This is a genomic window from Desulfobacter curvatus DSM 3379 (assembly GCF_000373985.1).
Lineage (GTDB): Bacteria > Desulfobacterota > Desulfobacteria > Desulfobacterales > Desulfobacteraceae > Desulfobacter > Desulfobacter curvatus.
In genome coordinates this window covers 46529-65117 of record NZ_KB892913.1, presented here as the reverse complement: position 1 = coordinate 65117, position 18589 = coordinate 46529, and the positions used below count along the sequence as shown (strand labels likewise).

Annotated in this window: 12 protein-coding genes; 6 read left to right on the top strand and 6 right to left on the bottom strand. The window is 45.7% G+C overall.

The genetic code is table 11. The features are described from left to right. Positions 1-167: 167 nt before the first annotated feature. The gene (locus B147_RS29935) at positions 168-1922 is read left to right on the top strand and encodes a substrate-binding domain-containing protein (protein ID WP_020585741.1); all 1755 of its coding nucleotides are present in this window, start codon (positions 168-170) and stop codon (positions 1920-1922) included. A gap of 652 nt (positions 1923-2574) precedes the next feature. Next, the gene (locus B147_RS0102825; RefSeq protein ID WP_169400697.1) at positions 2575-4494 is read left to right on the top strand and encodes an ATP-binding protein; all 1920 of its coding nucleotides are present in this window, start codon (positions 2575-2577) and stop codon (positions 4492-4494) included. Positions 4495-4631: 137 nt separating this feature from the next. Here the strand turns inward: B147_RS0102825 and B147_RS0102820 are convergent, their stop codons facing one another. After that, positions 4632-5567, bottom strand: a complete 936-nt coding sequence (locus B147_RS0102820) for a cytidylate kinase-like family protein (RefSeq protein ID WP_020585739.1) — start codon at positions 5565-5567, stop codon at positions 4632-4634. A 407-nt stretch (positions 5568-5974) separates the two neighbouring features. On the opposite strand from B147_RS0102820, the gene B147_RS33385 reads away from it, so the two are divergent. Beyond that, entirely contained in the window at positions 5975-7057 is a 1083-nt protein-coding gene (locus B147_RS33385) for a peptidylprolyl isomerase (protein WP_020585738.1), read from the top strand. Positions 7058-7157: 100 nt separating this feature from the next. On the opposite strand, the gene mtgA is transcribed toward B147_RS33385, so the two are convergent. Next, entirely contained in the window at positions 7158-7835 is a 678-nt protein-coding gene (mtgA, locus tag B147_RS0102810; RefSeq protein ID WP_020585737.1) for a monofunctional biosynthetic peptidoglycan transglycosylase, read from the bottom strand. Positions 7836-7997: 162 nt separating this feature from the next. Here mtgA and B147_RS0102805 point away from each other — a divergent pair, with 162 nt between their 5' ends. The 3 genes from B147_RS0102805 to B147_RS0102795 all read left to right on the top strand — a co-directional run bounded on the left by B147_RS0102805 (position 7998) and on the right by B147_RS0102795 (position 10783). Next, positions 7998-8297: an AF1514 family protein gene (locus B147_RS0102805; protein WP_020585736.1), complete on the top strand. Its 300-nt coding sequence runs from the start codon at positions 7998-8000 to the stop codon at positions 8295-8297. 55 nt (positions 8298-8352) lie between these two features. Beyond that, positions 8353-9201: an MBL fold metallo-hydrolase gene (locus B147_RS0102800; protein ID WP_020585735.1), complete on the top strand. Its 849-nt coding sequence runs from the start codon at positions 8353-8355 to the stop codon at positions 9199-9201. 145 nt (positions 9202-9346) lie between these two features. Then, positions 9347-10783: a methyl-accepting chemotaxis protein gene (locus B147_RS0102795; protein ID WP_020585734.1), complete on the top strand. Its 1437-nt coding sequence runs from the start codon at positions 9347-9349 to the stop codon at positions 10781-10783. A gap of 55 nt (positions 10784-10838) precedes the next feature. Here B147_RS0102795 and B147_RS0102790 read toward each other — a convergent pair whose 3' ends face one another. From B147_RS0102790 to B147_RS0102775, 4 genes are all read right to left on the bottom strand, one after another. Continuing rightward, positions 10839-16076 (bottom strand): RecQ family ATP-dependent DNA helicase, encoded by a 5238-nt coding sequence (locus tag B147_RS0102790; protein WP_020585733.1) that lies wholly within the window; start codon positions 16074-16076, stop codon positions 10839-10841. After that, positions 16076-16576: a SixA phosphatase family protein gene (locus B147_RS0102785; protein ID WP_020585732.1), complete on the bottom strand. Its 501-nt coding sequence runs from the start codon at positions 16574-16576 to the stop codon at positions 16076-16078. The genes B147_RS0102790 and B147_RS0102785 overlap by 1 nt, the downstream gene beginning before the upstream one ends. After that, entirely contained in the window at positions 16573-16791 is a 219-nt protein-coding gene (locus B147_RS30880; RefSeq protein ID WP_033396769.1) for a DUF3820 family protein, read from the bottom strand. Before B147_RS30880 ends, B147_RS0102785 begins: the two co-directional genes overlap by 4 nt. 156 nt (positions 16792-16947) lie before the next feature. Further along, entirely contained in the window at positions 16948-18525 is a 1578-nt protein-coding gene (locus B147_RS0102775; RefSeq protein ID WP_169400696.1) for a PAS domain S-box protein, read from the bottom strand. Positions 18526-18589: the final 64 nt, after the last annotated feature.

The following is an 18589-nucleotide window of genomic DNA, read 5'->3' as shown; positions in this document are numbered from 1 at the left end:
GCCCACAACAAGAACCGCACAACTCTCCTTCCATGTTTATGACGTCCGATCAAAAGACGTTCTGTTTTCAATCTTCAATCGGTTTCTATAATCCTGATATTTTAGTATGAGACAACTCTGAAATGTAGTATTCTAATTTCGTAGATCCAAAGACAGGAGAAACAATAATGGGAAAATTACATGGGTCGGCGATTTTATTTTTCATTTTTTTCTGTGCCGCAAGTTTGTTCATTCCTCCAGCGGCGATTGCCGGGAGCGATCAGACAATTGCGCTGGTAATGAAGGCTTTGACCAATCCATTTTTTGCAAAAATGGAACAGGGTGCCAAAAATTTCGCAAAAGAGAATGAAATTCCATTGGAAGTATTCGGTATTATCAATGAAACGGACACGTCCCACCAGATAAGCATTATGGAAAGTCTGATTTCAAGAAATATCCGTGCAATTGTACTTGCGCCGGCGGATTCAAAAAAATTGATACCTGTTTGTAAGAAAGCCGTTGGGCAAGGCATTACAATTATCAATATTGATAATCCGTTAGATAGTAACCTGCTCATTAAAGCGGGGCTAAGCATACCCTTTGTAGGATCGAACAACCAGACGGGTGGTGAACTTCTCGGCACATATATTAAGCAACAACTGAAAGGCAAAGGTCGTGTTCTTGTTATAGAGGGTATCCGGGGGGTAGAAAATGCGGAGCTTCGAAAATCCGGTTTTGTAAAAGCCGTTACGAAAAATTCTTCAATTTGGGTTGTGGGGTCAGAGTCGGCAAATTGGAATACGGAGGAAGCGTTTTCTGTAACCATGAAGTTTTTGCAAAAATATCCCTCCATTGATGCGATCTTTTGTGCAAACGACCAGATGGCCCTTGGGACATTACAGGCCGTCGACATTCTGGATTTGAATAAAAATATCCTCATTGCCGGATACGACAATATAGAATCTGTCAGAAATGAAATCAGACATAAAAAAATCCACGCAACAATGGAGCAGCATCCCGAACTTATGGGGGCATATGGTGTGATGCTGGCCCAAAAAAAAATAAACGGAGAGGTGGTTCCTGATAACTTGGCTACACCTTTGGATATTATCACTTACGAAACTTTTGGTAAAAACGTTGCGTTCTCAATCTCTGATATGAAAAATCCCTTTTTTTTATCAATGGCCGGCGGTGCCCGAAAAGCTGCCGAACTATATGGCGTTGAACTGACGGTTAAAAGTGCTGAGAATAACGATTCAAAACAATTAATGGACCTGGTTGATTTTCAAAAGAATCATTCTGATCTCATTATTTTAAACCCGACACATGCTGAGTCCGTCGTTCCGGGTATTGAGATGGCCGTTATGAATAAGATACCGGTGATCACGGTGGATAGAAAATCCGCCGGCGGAAAAATTCTTTGTCATGTCGCCTCGGATAATATTGAAGGTGGGCGAATGGCGGCAAAATTAGTGGCGGATTTATTAAAAAATAAGGGACGTATTATCGAAATTGAAGGCATTCCAGGTACATCCGCAGCCCATGACCGTGGTTACGGGTTTAATGATGAAATAAAAAGATTTCGTGATATAGAAGTCATTGCCAGAGAAGTGGCAAATTTTGACAGAGAGCAAGCTAAACAGGTGATGGTTAAGCTATTGGCGGAGAAGATCTCTTTTGATGCTGTTTTTGCGCATAATGATAATATGATTTTGGGGGTAGCGGACGCATTGGCAGACGTTGAATTAACCCAAAGTAAAGTTCTTGTGGGATTCGATGCGATTAGAGATGCTGTCCAGGCTGTTAAAACAAAAAAGATATCCGCAACAATAGCACAACACCCCCAGGAAATGGGACGAATGGCTCTTGAAGTAACGGCAAAGTATTTTCGAGGTGAAGAAATTTCATCCAATATACCCGTAACACTTTCCGTAATAAGATAGAGGTGTTCATTTGTTCAGAACCATTACCAGTAAAATCAGTGCGATAGTATCCCTTCTTCTCCTTTTGTTTGTGATGAATTATGGGTTGTTAACTTATTTTCTTAATGAGCAGAAAATATTGGCAACACAGATGTTGGAGATGTCCCAGGCTGAGAGAAGACTGCATTCATTAAATGGTAGATTTTATGAAGTCCGATTTTGGGAAAAAAAAGTTCTTGAAGAAAAAAATCCGGACGCGATTGCAAATTATGGGTCTTCAATTTCAAGTATTAAAGCCGAACTTAGTGATTTAGAAGCGCTTGGAACCAATAAAAAGATTCAAACCGAATTGCATGCCATTCGGGTTGGTATCCTCCGGCATGAAACAATTTTCAATGAGGCCCAGCAATTAAAAACAACCTGGAACCTCCACAGAACAAGCCTGAACACAAGTTATCGATCTTTGATTTCCAATGTTCTGAATAACGATATGAGGCAATTGTACAAGCCCCTGTTCAATTTAAATCATTTCTTTATCGTTTACATCATGCAGCAGGATGGGCCTGTTTATCATTCACTGATCATGGTCGTTGATTACCTCTATAAGAAGATTGAACAAATAGATCCGGCAGACGACAGGACCCGGGAATATCTTCTATCCTTTAAACATTTATTGGCGGAGGATTTTAACCTTTCGATTTTAATTAATAATACCGAAGAAAAGTTCGAGTCGGCAAACAATGGCCTTTTCGAGCAGTTTGAAAGTGTTTTTACACAAGCGTCAGCATTGTTTAAAAATAAATACGTCGAGGCGGAATCCAAAAGAAACAATCTGAATAACATGGCGTTAGTGCTGACAATAGTCAGTGTAATCCTGCTGATTTTTGTTTTTTATCTGTTTTCAAGAACGATAGTTAAACCGATTCGCTCTCTTGCCATAGTGATGCGTAAGGTTAAAGAAGGAAGCTTTGATGAAAGATTCTCTTGGGCCGGCAACAAGAAGGATGAATTAATCAGATATGGATATCATTTCAATACAATGTTGGACACACTTCAAGAAAATGAAGTGCTTCTAAGGACGCTCATTGAAGTTATCCCTGATCTTATATGGCTGAAAAGTCCCCAGGGAGAATACCTGTTATGCAACTTAAGATTTGAACGCTTTTTTGGTGCAAAACAAAAGGATCTCATAGGAAAGACGGATTATGATTTTCTCGATAAAAAATCAGCCGATTTTTTTAAAGAAAAGGACCAAGCTGCAATAAGAGCCAATAAACCGTGTATAAATGAAGAAGAGATCGTGTATGCCGATGATGGCCACAAAGAACATCTTGAAACAATAAAAACCCCCGTGTTTGATTCTGAAGGCAATCTTAAAGGGGTTCTTGGGATTGCAAGGGATATAACTGAACGGAAGAAAAACGAAGCAGAAAAAATTGAAGTATACTTGGCCCTTGAAGAACATAAAAAATTAGCTCTGGTTGGGAAAATTGCCGGAAAAATGGCCCATGATTTCAATAATGTCCTTGGGATCATCATGGGGCAATCAGAGTTAGGATTGTTCAAGTGTAAGGAGCCGGAAACGTTGAAAATACTTAAACGTATATTGGATCAATCTCTGCGGGGAAGAAATTTAACCAAAAATTTGGTCGCGTTTGCCAAAGATCAGGAACCCAAATATGAGTGTTTTTATCTTAATGAAAAAATTGAACTGGTGTTAAGTTTGTTGAAAAAGGATATAGAAGGCATTGAAATCAGAAAAGAGGGCTTGTCTGAAAACATAGAGCTTCTTGCTGACCCGGGGATGATAGAACATTGTCTCGTAAATATTTTTCAAAATTCCATTCATGCATTGAGTAAGTCTGAAAACCCCGTTATTTCCATTCAACTGCGGCAATCCAATGGAACGGTAATTGTTACCATTGATGACAATGGTTGCGGCATCCCTGAGACGCATATTGATAACATTTTCGAACCCTCTTTCTCCCTTAAGGGCAGTAGAGATGTCCTCTCCTCTTATGACAGTTCAATAAAAGGGTCTGGTTATGGAATGGCCAACGTGAATAAATATATTGAGCTTCACAAAGGCAAAATTACAGTACGTTCTCAATTAAATATCGGCACTACGGTTGAGTTGAGTTTTCCATTGATTGAAAAAAAACTCACAGAAGAAGAAAAAATAATTATAAAAAACGAAGGGTGCCCTAGTAATAAAAGGATTTTATTAGTTGAAGATGAAATTCAAATTGCAGAAGTTCAGCGTTTTGTTTTGACCAATGAACCGTGTAATCATATCGTTGATGTCGCACATACAGGAGAAGCGGCTTTAAAATTTTTTGATAATAATGATTATGATTTGATAAGCCTTGATTATATTTTGCCTGGAAAAATAAATGGTAAAAATTTATATGACCATATTCGGTCAAAAAATAAAACGATTCCCATCTTATTTATTTCCGGTAACATAGACTTTTTGGAGTCCATAAAAGATTTAAAAAGGGCTGATCGTTTGGTTGACCACGTTTCCAAACCCTGCCAACATATTGACTATTTGAACAGAATAAAATTACTGCTTGATAAAACCAAGGATTGAAGCGTATAGGAATTTCCATAGCTTTTAGGTATCACTTTTTAAATTTGATTCGGGTAAAAGAAAAAACCACAGCCGGAAAGACAGGATGGGCACCGGCTGTGGTTTAAAAAAGGCGGCGTTAAAATGCCGCCTTTACATCAGGCATGGGCAACCAGTTGTGGCTCTGGTGCTACACGGTTCATAAAGGATGGGCGGCGTTCTGTAACCCTTTTGTAAAGTTGTTCATATTGTTTTTTAATCGGGGCTGAAGTCGGGGTTTTGAAATAATTGCTGCCCGGAAGGATATCTGTTTGGTAAAATAGCCTGCCGCTTCTAGTGTTGATTTTCTTTACTCCGTTAACGGATTGGACCAGGGCTGCCAGTTTTTTGCCGTACCTGGAAAACATTAGTACGGGTTTATGGACAACAAGGTCCAACTGATCATGTCGTGCTGCCACGGAAACCGGATGGCCTTTTTCAGCCATGAGGTGAGAGACTTCAGCGGACAGAGCAAATTCTTGGGGGGTCATCTCTTCTTTTTTGTTTTCCGCGGCACTGGAAATCAGTTCAATCAGATCGGATAGTCCGGTGGTGGTCACATTCACAACGCCGTCACAATCCATGGGTCTGCGGCTTTCCGCTGACCGCAGGTAAAGGGACCAGCGTAAAAACGCTTCGTCACTAAGTTCCAGGTACTTTTTTGTATCAACGCCGGTTTTTTTGCCTGTCTCGCGCTGTATGTTCCGGTTTCTGAAACCCTTTGGCGCTGTGACCAAAATGTGCAGCCCCATTTCTGGCGGGATCAATCTGCCTAAAAATCCGCTGACAACAACAGGGCCCTGTTCGATTTTGTCAGCCAGGACAGACCTTACCGCTGCGATACACTTCGCTTTAACCGGTGTATACCGGTCCGCAAAAGGCGGATCTTTAAAAATACTGCTTTCAATACGGCATTTTTTTAAATTGTACTTTTCGGCTGCCGCATCAATGATGTCCTGGTCGTACAACACCTTACAACCCAGTACGTCTGCTGCCTTTTGTGCCAGTTGTGCTTTACCTGTGTAGGCTCTTCCAAAAAATGTGATGACACTCATGTCTGTCTCCTTTGCTAACGGCCCTTCTTTATTGCGTTTTAAAAATCTTTAGATAATAACTATGGCAACTATTGTGCCGGAGGTGTAAAGAAGTGTAATTGCCTTAATTTATTGTGAATTATTTTTATGAGAATCGCTTGGTCATGTTCTTATGAATTGTTGCATTGTGAAACAATTTGTATGGTTGGATGTGATTTGTCTTTAAATTCATATAGATTGCTTTGTGTTTCATATCTGAATGCCGGATTGAATTTTGCAACATCAAGGTCAAAGGCGTTTGTGTTTTGGAAGAAACATGGTAATATTCGATCCAAAATTGGGTCCAGGTACCGGGACTTAAGGCCATAAATCTCAATTGTTCCGGTTACACGGCAACATTAAGAAAAATCAAATTCAGGATGCATCAGATGAAAGATAATAATAAAACCGCTCGGCTCGGCTATGGCACATTTTTATGTTGTTGTAATCAGATTAGTTTTAAAATATTAAGATTTGTCCTGGCCTGGGGGATTCTTTTTTCTTTGACTACGATTCCTTCCGGTGCACTGGCCCAAGACGGGGCTCAGCTTGCAGACGGTCTGTATGCAAAAATGGATACGGATAAAGGGACCATTCTTCTTCGGCTTTTTTACAAACAGGCCCCGTTGACGGTGACCAATTTTGCAGGGCTTGCCCTGGGGAAAATGGATACAAATGTTAAAAAAGGCGAAAAGTTTTACGATGGGCTATCATTCCACCGGGTCATCCCTGATTTTATGATTCAGGGCGGGGACCCTGAAGGCACGGGCCGGGGAGGTCCGGGATACCGGTTCCCGGACGAATTTCGCCCTGAATTAAAACATGATGGCCCCGGAATTTTATCCATGGCCAATTCCGGCCCCGGCACCAATGGCAGCCAGTTTTTCATTACCCATGAAGCCACACCCTGGCTGGACGGCAAACACACGGTATTCGGCAAGGTGGTCAGGGGCATGGCGGTGGTCAATGCCATTGAAAAAGGGGATAAAATCAAGACCGTTGAGATCCTGGCTATCGGGGACGAGGCAAAGGCTTTCAGAACAGACCAGGCCGGATTTGATGCCATTATTGCAAACAGGGGAGCCAAAGATATGGAAGCGTTTAAAAAACAGATGCATGAAAAATATCCCGATGCCGTGGAAACCGAATCCGGTTTGATGTATGTACCGGTGCAGGAAGGAAACGGTTCTGCCGTTACCTTCGGGGCTAGAGTGCAGGTGCATTATACGGGGATGTTCATCGACGGCAAAAAGTTTGATTCCTCCAGGGACCGGGGCGCACCCATTGAATTCGTCCTTGGCAAGGGGCAGGTGATCAAAGGTTGGGATATCGGGATTGAAGGCATGAAAAAAGGCGAGGCCCGGCAACTGTTGATACCTTATCCCCTGGCATATGGGGAGCGGGGATATCCTGGTGCGATCCCGCCCAAGTCTACCCTGATCTTCGACGTCGAACTGGTAGACTTCCAGTAAATATTTTTATAAGAGAGTTCCCAGCAACCAACTGGATTCTTTCTGTTTTTGTTGTGGGCCGAAGCCTGGGTGTAGATAGACCAAGGACGGCCCGTGGCCGTTATTTTAGTACCGGCATGTTTCTCATTTGTTTCAAGATGCGTGCTTGACGCTGCAGTACATGGGGACCGGGGGAGATTGCAGACCATTTGTGGGGGCTTGGCAGGATGGCGGTCAAAAGGGCTGCCTGTTTAGCTGTTAAATTTTTGGCATCGCAGGAGAAATAAGCCCGGGCTGCCGCCTGGGCACCCACATTGGCCCTTCCCCAATCCACGGTATTCAGATACATCTCCAGAATTCTTTTTTTATCCCAGAGCAGTTCAATCAGGACCGTGTACCAGGCTTCGGCAATTTTTCTGGCCAATGTTCGGCTTGAGGGGAGAAAAAGGGAGCGGGCTGTCTGCATGCTGATGGTGGATGCTCCCCTAAATCCCTTTTGGGCAATGATGTCCTTTAGAGCAATTTTTATTTCCCTGAAATCAAAACCATGATGGTTCATGAATCGCTGGTCTTCGGAGGCCAGCACGGCCCGCTGCAGATACACGGAAATCTGTTCTAAATCCTTCCATTCATAGGACCTGGGCTTGAACGGCATCTTTTTGTGGGCTGCAATGGCTTTTTCATAGATCATGTTGACTGTGAAGGGGGGATTAAGATACCTGAAAATTGCGACCTGGAAAACGGTAGTTGCCATCACGGCAATAACCAGCCCGGCAATGATTTTTTTTATCCAGGTCATTAATTTTCTTTTCACTCTTCTATTGGGTTGCGCTTCGGTATGTCGTTATCAATTTGTTAAGAACATTGCCAAACCATAAATCAGGGCTTATCTTTTCACAAGGACGTGAAAACTGCACGTACGGCCTCGATGTTAAACCCATACCGATATATGGAGGTTATTATGGTAGCAATCGGCAGTATCTCCCAAAACCAGTCCGAAGAATATATCAATATGAATATTAATTTGCCAGACCTGGATTTTGCTGCGGCCAAACAGGCGGCCAAAGAGAAAGCGCTTGAGCTTTGTTCTCATCCCATGATCCTGTCATGGAAAAACGGGATTACCGGGCAGACCTTTCCGGATTATGAGTGCGGCATCGGTGATCAGCCTTTCTGGATTCGTTATGCCCAGGGCAGGGGCGCAAATCTCACCATTGATGTCAATGACGGGGAATATCTGTTCATGGTGCTTAAAATTTGATTGTTTGCAGCGATAGGACAATTGACTTGGCACATATACCGTTTAAGGATACACCATGGATCTTACCCTGCTGGTAGACAACAATACGCTTATAGACCGGTATCTGACAGCCGAGCCGGGATTGTCAATTCTGATTGAAGATGAAGATGTAAAGGTGCTTTTTGATCTGGGGTATTCAGACCTGTTTTTAAAAAACGCTGAGAAATTGGGGAAGGATTTGTCTAATCTGGATTTTCTGGTCCTTTCCCACAGCCACCTAGATCATACCTGGGGACTGGACCCTTTTATCCGTTACCTGACCGAACGTACCATTGAAGGTCTGGACATAAAACATCCGAAACTTGTGGCCCATCCGGAAGTCTTTTCTTCAGTGCGGATTGGCAATCTGGCAGAGATCGGGTGTTTGGTGACAAAGGAAAAGGCCGGTCGCCACATGGAATTGGCCCTGGCCAGAATCCCGGTTAATTTAAGTTCCCGCCTTGTTTTTTTAGGTGAAATCCCCAGGGAAAACACCTTTGAAGGCCAAACGCCCATCGGGATGAAGCAAACACCTGACGGGGCTGTTCCAGACTTGATTTGGGACGATTCCGCCTTGGCCTATAAGTCGGACCAGGGACTTGTCATTATCACAGGATGTTCCCATGCAGGAATCTGCAACATCGTTTCCCATGCCCAAAGGGTGTGTGGGGACGAACGGATTGCTGACATCATCGGCGGTTTCCATCTGCTCAATCCGTCGGCCTCCCAGATGGCGGGAACCCTGGATTACTTCAGGCAGACCAGGCCCATGGCCCTTCATGCCTGCCACTGCACGGGTCTTGATTCAAAGATTGCTCTGGCCGGAGTGGCGCCGTTGAAGGATGCCGGTGTCGGGCTGTCTCTTCATTTTGATCCCATGCCATGATTCTCTCGGGATATTCCGACAGGGTAATCGCATTTAAATCGACTGTTGTAATTTTTGATAAAAGGATGTTTAATTTCTAAATCAATTCATATTTTATAAAGTTTAGATTCAATCTGTCGCGAATTCTATTTTTAAGGAAATGACTATGAACATTATAATAGGGGCTTTTTCATTTGTTTGCCTGGGGGGTGTATTTTATTTTTATTTTAAATACAAAAATATTACCTCTGATTTTACTGATAGAATAGAGTTGATTTCAAAAAATAATCTGCAGACAGACAACTCTGTTCCTCCTGGTAACACAGGGCATGGCGCAATGGTTCTGGTCGAGAAAATACGGCATAACTGGAGCAAAGTATTTCGCCTGGCGGGCGGGAATATTTCTACACTTGGCGCAACTTCCGGAGCCATGAGTAACGCTGCTGATGAATTGACCGATGGTGCCATGCGGTTGTACGATTTGGCGGATACCGTATCTGCCGCTGCAGAAGAAGTGAATTCCAGTATGAATACTGTGGCCGCAGCAATGGAGCAGTCAAGCATTAATGTTTCAATTGTTGCAACCGCATCTGAGGAAATGACTGCTACCATCAACCAAATCTCAAAGAACACTTCCCAGGCCAAAAATGTGAGTTCCGAGGCGGTAGCGAAAGCCAAGAATGCTTCTCAAAATGTCGAGGCGCTTGGATCAGCCGCCCAAAAAATTGACAAAGTCACGGCTGCCATTGAGGAAATATCCAGTCAGACCAACCTGCTTGCGCTTAACGCCACCATTGAGGCCGCCAGGGCCGGAGAGGCTGGTAAAGGGTTTGCTGTTGTTGCCAATGAAATAAAGGAACTGGCCAAACAGACCGGAGAATCAACCCATGATATTAAAATGCAAATTAACAGCATCCAATCGACAACCTCCCAGGTAATCGGGGCTATCAATACCATATCAAAAACCATTTTAATGGTAAGCGAACTGGTTGAGACCGTTGCAAGTGCCGTTGAACAACAGGCCATAGCAAGTGGTGAGATCTCTACCAATATTTCGCAGGTCTCTGAGGGGATACTGGAAATCAGCAGCAATATTTCCCAGGCCTCCCAAGCTAATCAGGGAGTTGCCGGCGATATCGTCAGGGTTCGCGATACCACCGATCAGATCACAAATCGTTGCCTTGAGGTAAGGGAGTACTCCCATGTGCTGAATGATTTGGTGTACGCAATGGATCAATCGGTCTCTCATATTCAGGTTAAACCGCCTCTATTTGATATCGGGACCGTAAAAACTGCGCACTTGAATTGGAAAATTAATCTTGAAGCTGTGCTGGAAGGGCGAAAGCTGATGCAGCCTGAAGAGGTCACCGGTCACCATGATTGTATACTTGGCAAATGGTATGACTCGGCTAAGGGAGATTTTACACAAATGCAATCATTCAAAGATATTGAGAGACCCCATAAAGCAGTACATGACATAGCCAGGGAAATTGTTTCGCTCTATAACCAGAAAAATGAAACCGCTGCGAATGAAAAACTTAAAGAGTTTGAAAATGCCAGAAAAGAACTGTTTACGCTTCTTGATGATCTTTATTTAAGTTGAAGACGATGAACCTGTAAAAAGCTATATCTTAACTGTTTTTTACATGCGGCGTTTATTATGGATTTTGTTCAGGAGAACAATTCCTGTGAAGGATCTCCACAATGGGCAGATACCACTGTTCAATGTTGTTTTCATTTCTAAGCGGTAAATTATTTTCATCGGCATTGCGGATGACCACCCCTAACACCTGGGCATTGAGGATGCCGGGCAGGCGGGATTTCCATTTTTCAACGCCTTTTTGGGATAGGCTGCCCACACATTGGCGGTCCGGATTGAGGATACGGATATAAGCACCATCTTTTTTCAGAAATATACGGTCTCCTGTTTTAAGGGCGGACAGGTGGTCGTGGATGGGATGATTTTTGTCAAACCGTTGGGGAAAAGAGATGTAAAGATCTTCCATCCCAAGAATTGAGATGGTCACATCATTTGAAAAACCTGTTATTTTTGTATCAGGCGCTTGCTTGCAGCAGACAAATGGGTGGCGGGCCAGAACTGCGGTGTGCGGGTTGCCTGAATTTTGAACCGAAAAAAGCGTCAGGTGTTCCATGGCCCGGGTCATGCCGACGTAGTAAAGACGACGCTCCTCTTCTATTTCTTTATTTTTCCAGCCGTGGTCCAGGATAAACACATGTTTAAACTCCATGCCCTTGATGCTGTGGACTGTTCCGGTAAAAACGCCTGTGCCCGTTCTCCGGGCCTGTTGCTCTTCGAGCAGTGCGCTTAGGAAAAATTCCCTTGCCTGGGCAACCGAGATCTCGGTACCGCTGATGATGGAACAGAAATCATCTAAAATTCCCCGGACCTGCTCCGTCCATGAAGACCTGTTTTCAAAAAGAGCCATGACTGCTTCCTTTAGATCTTCAGGCGCCATGCTCTTATGTTTATGTTCATTAAAAAAATTTAAGGTTTCCTGGAATTCCCGGATTTTAAACAGTGGGAACCCAGGGCTTGATTTAAGACTGTAACTGATGGGAATCTTAAGTTTTGCCAGGGCCATGCGAACAGCCACAAGGGCGGGATATTCAATGCCTTGGCGGGATATCACGGCAATGTCTTGGACGGTTGCGCCTTCCTGGTCCAGAAGTTTTTTGATGCGGGCGGCTGCATAGACGGCCTGGCTTTGGATATCCTTGCAGCAGACCATGGCTACCCGCTCTTTTTCAGGTGTTTTGTCAGGGGCCATGGCCAGATGTTTTCGTTTGTCATTGATCCGGCACCGTACTTGCGTTTTCATGCGCTGCCTGTTTTTGGCAATCAGGTCATTGGCGGCTTCAATTACCGGGTGGGGGCAGCGATAGTTCTCGGTGAGGTAAAATTCCCGGGCATTATAATCTTCCTTGAACCGATGAATGAATTTGACGTTAGCATCCCTGAAGCCGTAAATGCTTTGGTCATCATCTCCCACAGCCATGATGGCGATTTTTGCATCGTCGTCGGCTTCCAGCCGGCCGGTGAGTGCCGTAATAAATTGGTACTGGCGTGCGTCAATGTCCTGGTATTCATCCACCAGAATATAACGGTACCGGGCAAGCAGGTACTGCCGGGCCTGGTCCGTGCCTATACCGGGGATCTCCCGTTTGCCTTCCAGAATTTCAACAGCCTCGTCAATCACTTTATCAAAATTGATCTCCCGGTTTCGGTTTTGCCCATTCTGTGAATCCATCAGGCAGCAGCCTGTGATGCGCATGGCAAGACCATGGAAGGTCATGGCCGTCACCCGGGCGCTTCGTTTTCCAGTCAGGGCTTTGATTCTGGTGCGAAGCTCAATCATGGTGCCGTGGTTAAAGCACAGGACAAGAATACTTTCCGGGGGGATTGAGCGTGCCTTGATCAGCCAGGCACACCGGTGGACGATTGTTCTTGTCTTTCCCGAGCCCGGACCGGCCAGCACCAGCAGGTTCCTGTTCTCAGGGACTGCCACAATGGCCTCCTGCACTTTATTCCCCAGGCTTTGGATAATATCTGCATAGGCTTTGGCCGTCATGGCCGTGGTGATTATTTTCTTTTGTCCGGGGAAATACCTGAGAATGAACTTGTCGTGGGAGTGTTGAAAATAGTCCCGGACAAAGTCCAGGGCGGTGCGGATTTTTTCCATGCCGAATTCGGCGTATTTCTCCATGACATGCACCTGAACATTTTTTTGTTCATAATGCTGGGATAAGGGCTCGTAATCTCCCCGGGTGTACTGCCGGGTCAGGGCCGCCTCTTCCACGGACAGGGTAAATGCCTGGCGGAATACCCCTAAACCGTTTTGAAGGGTGATCACCTTTGTGTCGTGCAAAAACAGCAGGCTCTTTTCCACCAGCCTGTTACCGTTTCCCTTGAACCCGGACAGAAAAATGTCTTGGGTCATGGCCTGGGTGATGTCCGAGAGAAAAAATTGCCCCAGGATCTCTTTCTGGGCGGATTTAAGATCCGGTCCAAGATTTTTTATGATGACGTCAATACAAACCCGGGCGCACCGGTGGCGCAGGTCCATGCGTTCTTTTAAAATTTGCCAGGGTACATTAACAAAGACCCGCTGCTGTTCTGCACCTTTTTTCCCGGCGACCTTCAAACTTTTGCCTCCGGATTCCCCCTGGTCGGCGGCCATGATATGCAGTAAGGTGGTACAAATATCCGTGGTGGCGGTTGAAAATCCTTTGTCCTTGAGACGCTGGGCCACCAGGCGCAGATTGATCAGGTCGGCTTTGTCCGCACTGGATTCCGGGGAGAGTTCTGCCATCAGGTCGGCCATGTTTTTTTCCATGCGGGAAAAAAGGTCCAACAGATCCCCGGCGCTGTTTTTGCCCTTTGGCCGGATAAAGGCGGTCATCACTGACCCTTCCCGGATGAGCCCTGCATTGGCCATATTGTTCAGTTCGGTTATGATGGTGCGCGGATCCAGGTATTTATCCGGCAGGTTTTCAATGCCGCTAAGGGCCTCGCACAGCATGTCCGCCGAGATCAGGGCGTTTTTCTTTTCGTTAAAAAGCGTCTGCAACAGCGTCATATATACCGAGTGAACGGTTCGGGACAGGTTAAGCCTTTTAAGTTTCTTTTCCGCCTCATCCAGGCTTTTCACCAAAGGTACCCCCTTGAAAAACAGGGTGCGGTTGAAATCCCGCCGGATAAAGCCCCGTCTCTCCAACCAGGCCACGGCAATCCTGGCCCTTTGATCATCACCGCCCATGTGCTCATATCCTGCCAGGCGAAGGATTTCTGCCGGAGTGATCACGATTTCGGGATGTTTTTTGCCCCGGTCTTTCAGCACTTTGAGGATTTTTTTGATGTCCTGTAACGTCAGTTTAGAATAGGCATTCAAGGAGAACTGGCTGTCAATGTCATCCTGTTCATAAAGCAGGATGCAGTCGGCAAGGTCCTGGTCCCGTCCGGCCCTGCCGGCTTCCTGGAGATAGTTTTCAAGGGAACCCGGGATATCCGCATGGATGACCAGCCGGATATCCTTTTTGTCGATGCCCATGCCAAAGGCGTTAGTGGCGCAGATCACAGGGATGCTGCCTGAGACAAATTCATCCTGGATATTGCGCTTGTCCGGTTCGGTTCGACCGGCATGAAAGGCCCGGCAGACAATACCGCGTTCGCTGAGAAACTGGCTTAACGCTTCGGTGCCTTTCCGGGATGCGCAATAGACAATGGCACTGCCCTTTGTCTCTGACAGATTGTCGTTCAGGGTGCGGGCAATGACATCGTATTTTTCAGCGGCTGTGACAGGATAGACGTAAAAGTGAAGGTTGTCCCGGTCGACACCTCCTTCAAAGCCGTCTAAATCAAGGCAGAGCTTTTCATTAAAATGCTGGCGGATTTCTTCTTTGACATCTTTTTTGGCCGTGGCTGTGAAAGCACCGATCACCGGCAGCCGGCTGGATCGCTTTTTCTGGTCGGCAATGAGATCTGCCACGTGCAGGTAGTCGGGCCTGAAGTCATGTCCCCATTTTGACAGGCAATGGGCTTCGTCGAATATCCAGCAGCCCACCTGGCGGGAGGCGATCAGTTCCACCACGCTTTTATTTCGCAGTTGTTCAGGAGAGATGTACAAAAGCCCGATGTCGCCCAACCGCACCTTTTCCACCACGGCGCCCCGCTCGGGAAGGGTCAGGCTGCCGTTGATTGCTGCGGCGGCCTGGGTGCCGGTGGCATGGTTGAGGTTGTCCACCTGGTCCTTCATCAGGGCCTTGAGGGGTGAAATGACAATGGTGAGCGCGCCTGTCCGTTCATATAGGTGAAGTGCCGGGATCTGGTAGCAGATGGATTTGCCGCCGCCCGTGGGCAGGATGGCCAGGTGATGACGCCCGGAAAGGGACGCGGAAACGATTTCACGCTGGAGCATCCGGCCGTCGGGGATGCTCCGATACGCGTTGAACCCGAAATATTTATTTAAAAGGCGTTCCGGATTGTTATGCTGTGCGCAAAAGGTACAGGCGTCATCCCCGCAGGCCATCCGAAGCCTTGAAACCAGATCCGCGATGCCGTTAAACTCGTGGAGCACCCAGCCTGCAAGAACAGAGTTGCCGCCGGCAACCCGCAACCAGGAAACCAGGTAGGCAAGTTCCGGTTTCCTGTTTGGCGTCCGGCAGATTTCTTTCCAGATTTCCCGGGCCGCTTTGGCACAGCCCCTGTCTTGGCATAAATTTAAAAACAGATCCCGGGCACAGCTTTCATCGGGTTTCTCTTTGCCTATTTTTTCAAAAAGCCGGCTGATCCCCTTAAATTTTCCTGACGGCAGGTCAAAGGCCCAGGCAAAAAAAGCAATGAGCCCTGGTTCGGTCTTTTTTAAAAGAAGAAAGGCTGCCAGTTCATCTTCAAACAGCACCATGGAAAGCTTTGCATCGGCCACAGGATTGTTCTTCGATGTACTTAACAGTTTATATCCTTTGATGAGCCGGTGGTAGGGATTTTCCGGAAAGGCCAAAGGCGAGAGTACCAGCGTGTCAATGGGGATTAAAGACAGAATTTCTGCATCCGGACAATGTTCCCGGACCAGAGCCAGGTCATGCTTGATAATATTGTGCCCCAGGACATACGTTGCACCTTGTGCAAATTGGGACAGCCGTTTGAGTGCCGGGACCGGATTCGAAATGTTGACTTCATTGAAAACCCGCCCGTTAAATACGGCGCCGATGTGAAACACATCGCCATCGGGTGTGGCTTCGAAATCAATGATCAGGAGATTGGCCAGGTAGGTTTTCAGGTCAAAGGGCAGGGCGGCAGGCAGATTCGTTGGTGCAGGGGACGGTATCCTGCCTGATTCCCGTCCACTATTTTGGTCTATATCCTGGGTGATCTCCATTACCGGAACATTTTGGGTGTTAAAAACGCAGTAATCCTCATTTTTCCGGGGCCGATATCGTTCCAGGAATCGGCATCCAGTTCCAGCCGGGCATAGGCGCAGGTCGGTACCTTTTTTAGGGTTGTGTCGGCCATCATCCGGTTGCAGAATTCATGAAAGGCCGGGTTATGGCCCACAATAACAGCCTGGTCAATGTTTGCAGGCAGATCGTGCCGGCAGAATGTCAAAAGGTCGTGGGCGCTGAAGGTGTATAGCTTTTTTGCCACGGTCCAGGTAAAAGAGATGTCTTGAAGATTGCCGGCAATCCTTTCAATTGTTTCTTTGGCCCTTTTTGCAGGACTTGTGAAAACATTGGAGAAATCACAGCCTGTTTTTGCAATTTCAGGCGCCATGACAGCGCATGCCCGGATGCCCCTTGGGGCCAGGGGCCTGTCAATATCTGCAAGGCGTTGGTCCGTCCAGCTGGATTTTGCATGGCGGATCAGGTGAAGTGTTTTCATGGCTTAAATAAGTACTCCAGTCCATTACGCTTTATTTCATATACCGTACGCAGTTGCTCTCCTAATTTGCCCGGGGGAAGCCCCTGTCGGCTGAACCATACCAGATAGGGTTCGGGCAGGTCTACCAGACGGCGGCCTTTGTATTTGCCAAATGGCATTTGTGCCTTTGTAAGCACTTTAAAGGCCTGTTTATCCGGCTCAAGAACGGTTCCCAAAATTTTTTTTGCAACCTCCTTTGTCTTGTGGAAATATGCTGCAAAACAATACGATATGATCACATAAGTGCGCAAGCCCCCCGGACACCGATTTTTAAAAATTGTTATGTTTTGGATTGAATCCGGGCGTTGATAGACCAGGTCAGCCCATGGCTGTTATTCAGGGTATTTTTTTTCTATACACTCATCACATATGCTGTGGCTGAACTCTGCGTCTGAATGGTCGGAAATATAAGCTTCCAGAGTGGTCCAATAGCCTTTGTCATCCCTGATTTTTTTGCAGACAGAACAAATGGGCAACAGGCCCTGCAGGGTTTTAATCTCCTCTTCAGAACGTTTTCGTTCGGTCAGATCTCTTATCACGGTAACTCTTGCTTCTTGTCCGTTAATTGAAATTTTTTTGCCCTGGACTTCCAGGGGAAATTCAGAACGATTTTTTCTTATGCCGGTCACTTCATAGAGTTTTTTAACGTCTTGTGCGACATGGTATTTTACCGTTTCTTTGTGTTCAGGGACCACAAAATCGGTGGGCCTCATGCCCATGAGTTCTTCAAACCCGTAACCGAACATCTCACACATTTTTTTATTGGCATCGATCAAGACGCCGTTTTTTGTGATGGCAACGCCTTCGGACGTTGTCTCGGAAAGGGTCCGGAAGCGAGTTTCACTCACTTGTAGCTCTTGCTCAGTCCTTATCCGATTCTCTATTTCGATTTTCAGCCGGTGATTCCAGAAAAATGAAATTAATAAAATAACGGCCAGCGAAACTAAGATGATTTCTTTATAATAGTATTCGTAAAAGGAGCCTTTCTTGAATAATATTTTGCTTTGGGCAGGCAGTGTGTTCTTGTGGATATGCCAGCGTTCCAGTTGACGCCAGTCGTAGAAAAAACCATGGAATTGATCAGACCATTTCCCGGCAGCCTCTTTGACAAGTTCAGGGTCCTTCAATACGGCTATCATCCGTTCTCCGACCATTTCTCCACTAAGCAAATACCCCCCGACAACTCCGCTTCCCAATAGAGAGGTCCATAAACTGTAAACCGGTACCGTAGCATTTTGGCTGATTTGAGCTGCGGCATCATAAGGGGTATGGCAGACACCGGCCCCATCCCGCATGATGAGTAAATAGAATATGACACCGTCCTTATCCAATTGTGACACCTTTTTACAAAGCTGGTCCATGGGCAGTCCAATCAGGGATTTGACCTTTTGATCCGGATTAAGCTTTGGGAATAGGTCTAAAAATATTTCAACCCTTTTCCTGCTGGGCTCCGTTGCACCGGCAACCAGATATATTGTTTTACCCCGGCTGATCTTTAATAATTCTTTTGCTGCCCTTTGAGTATCAATATTCACAGGAATAACCACTGATCGGTTCTTAAGGGCTTTTTTACTGATGGGACCCGGGTTTAAAAGGTATTTTCGGGCTCCCTGAAACAGATCAGGATACGATGTAAACAGCTTGCCGGCAGGAGCGCTTTCAAAAATGACATGATCAATCCGGTAACCGGCATATTTTTTTGATAGATATTCTTTGAAAATGTCGATCTGGCCCTGACCGTTGAAGTGTCCGGCATCCATATATTCATAAAATAGATTTGGTTTTGACGGCAGTGCCTTGTAATATTGTTCGACGCCTTTTTCAATTTCCATCTGCCAGGGCATACGCTTGTGCCAGGAAAAAATCATCAGAATATTATTTTCTTTTGAGATGTTTGCCATGACAGGCATACCAATCCCTAAAAAAACAAGAATCAATAAAAAAAGTAGTCTTTTTTTTATAAGAAAGCCTCCA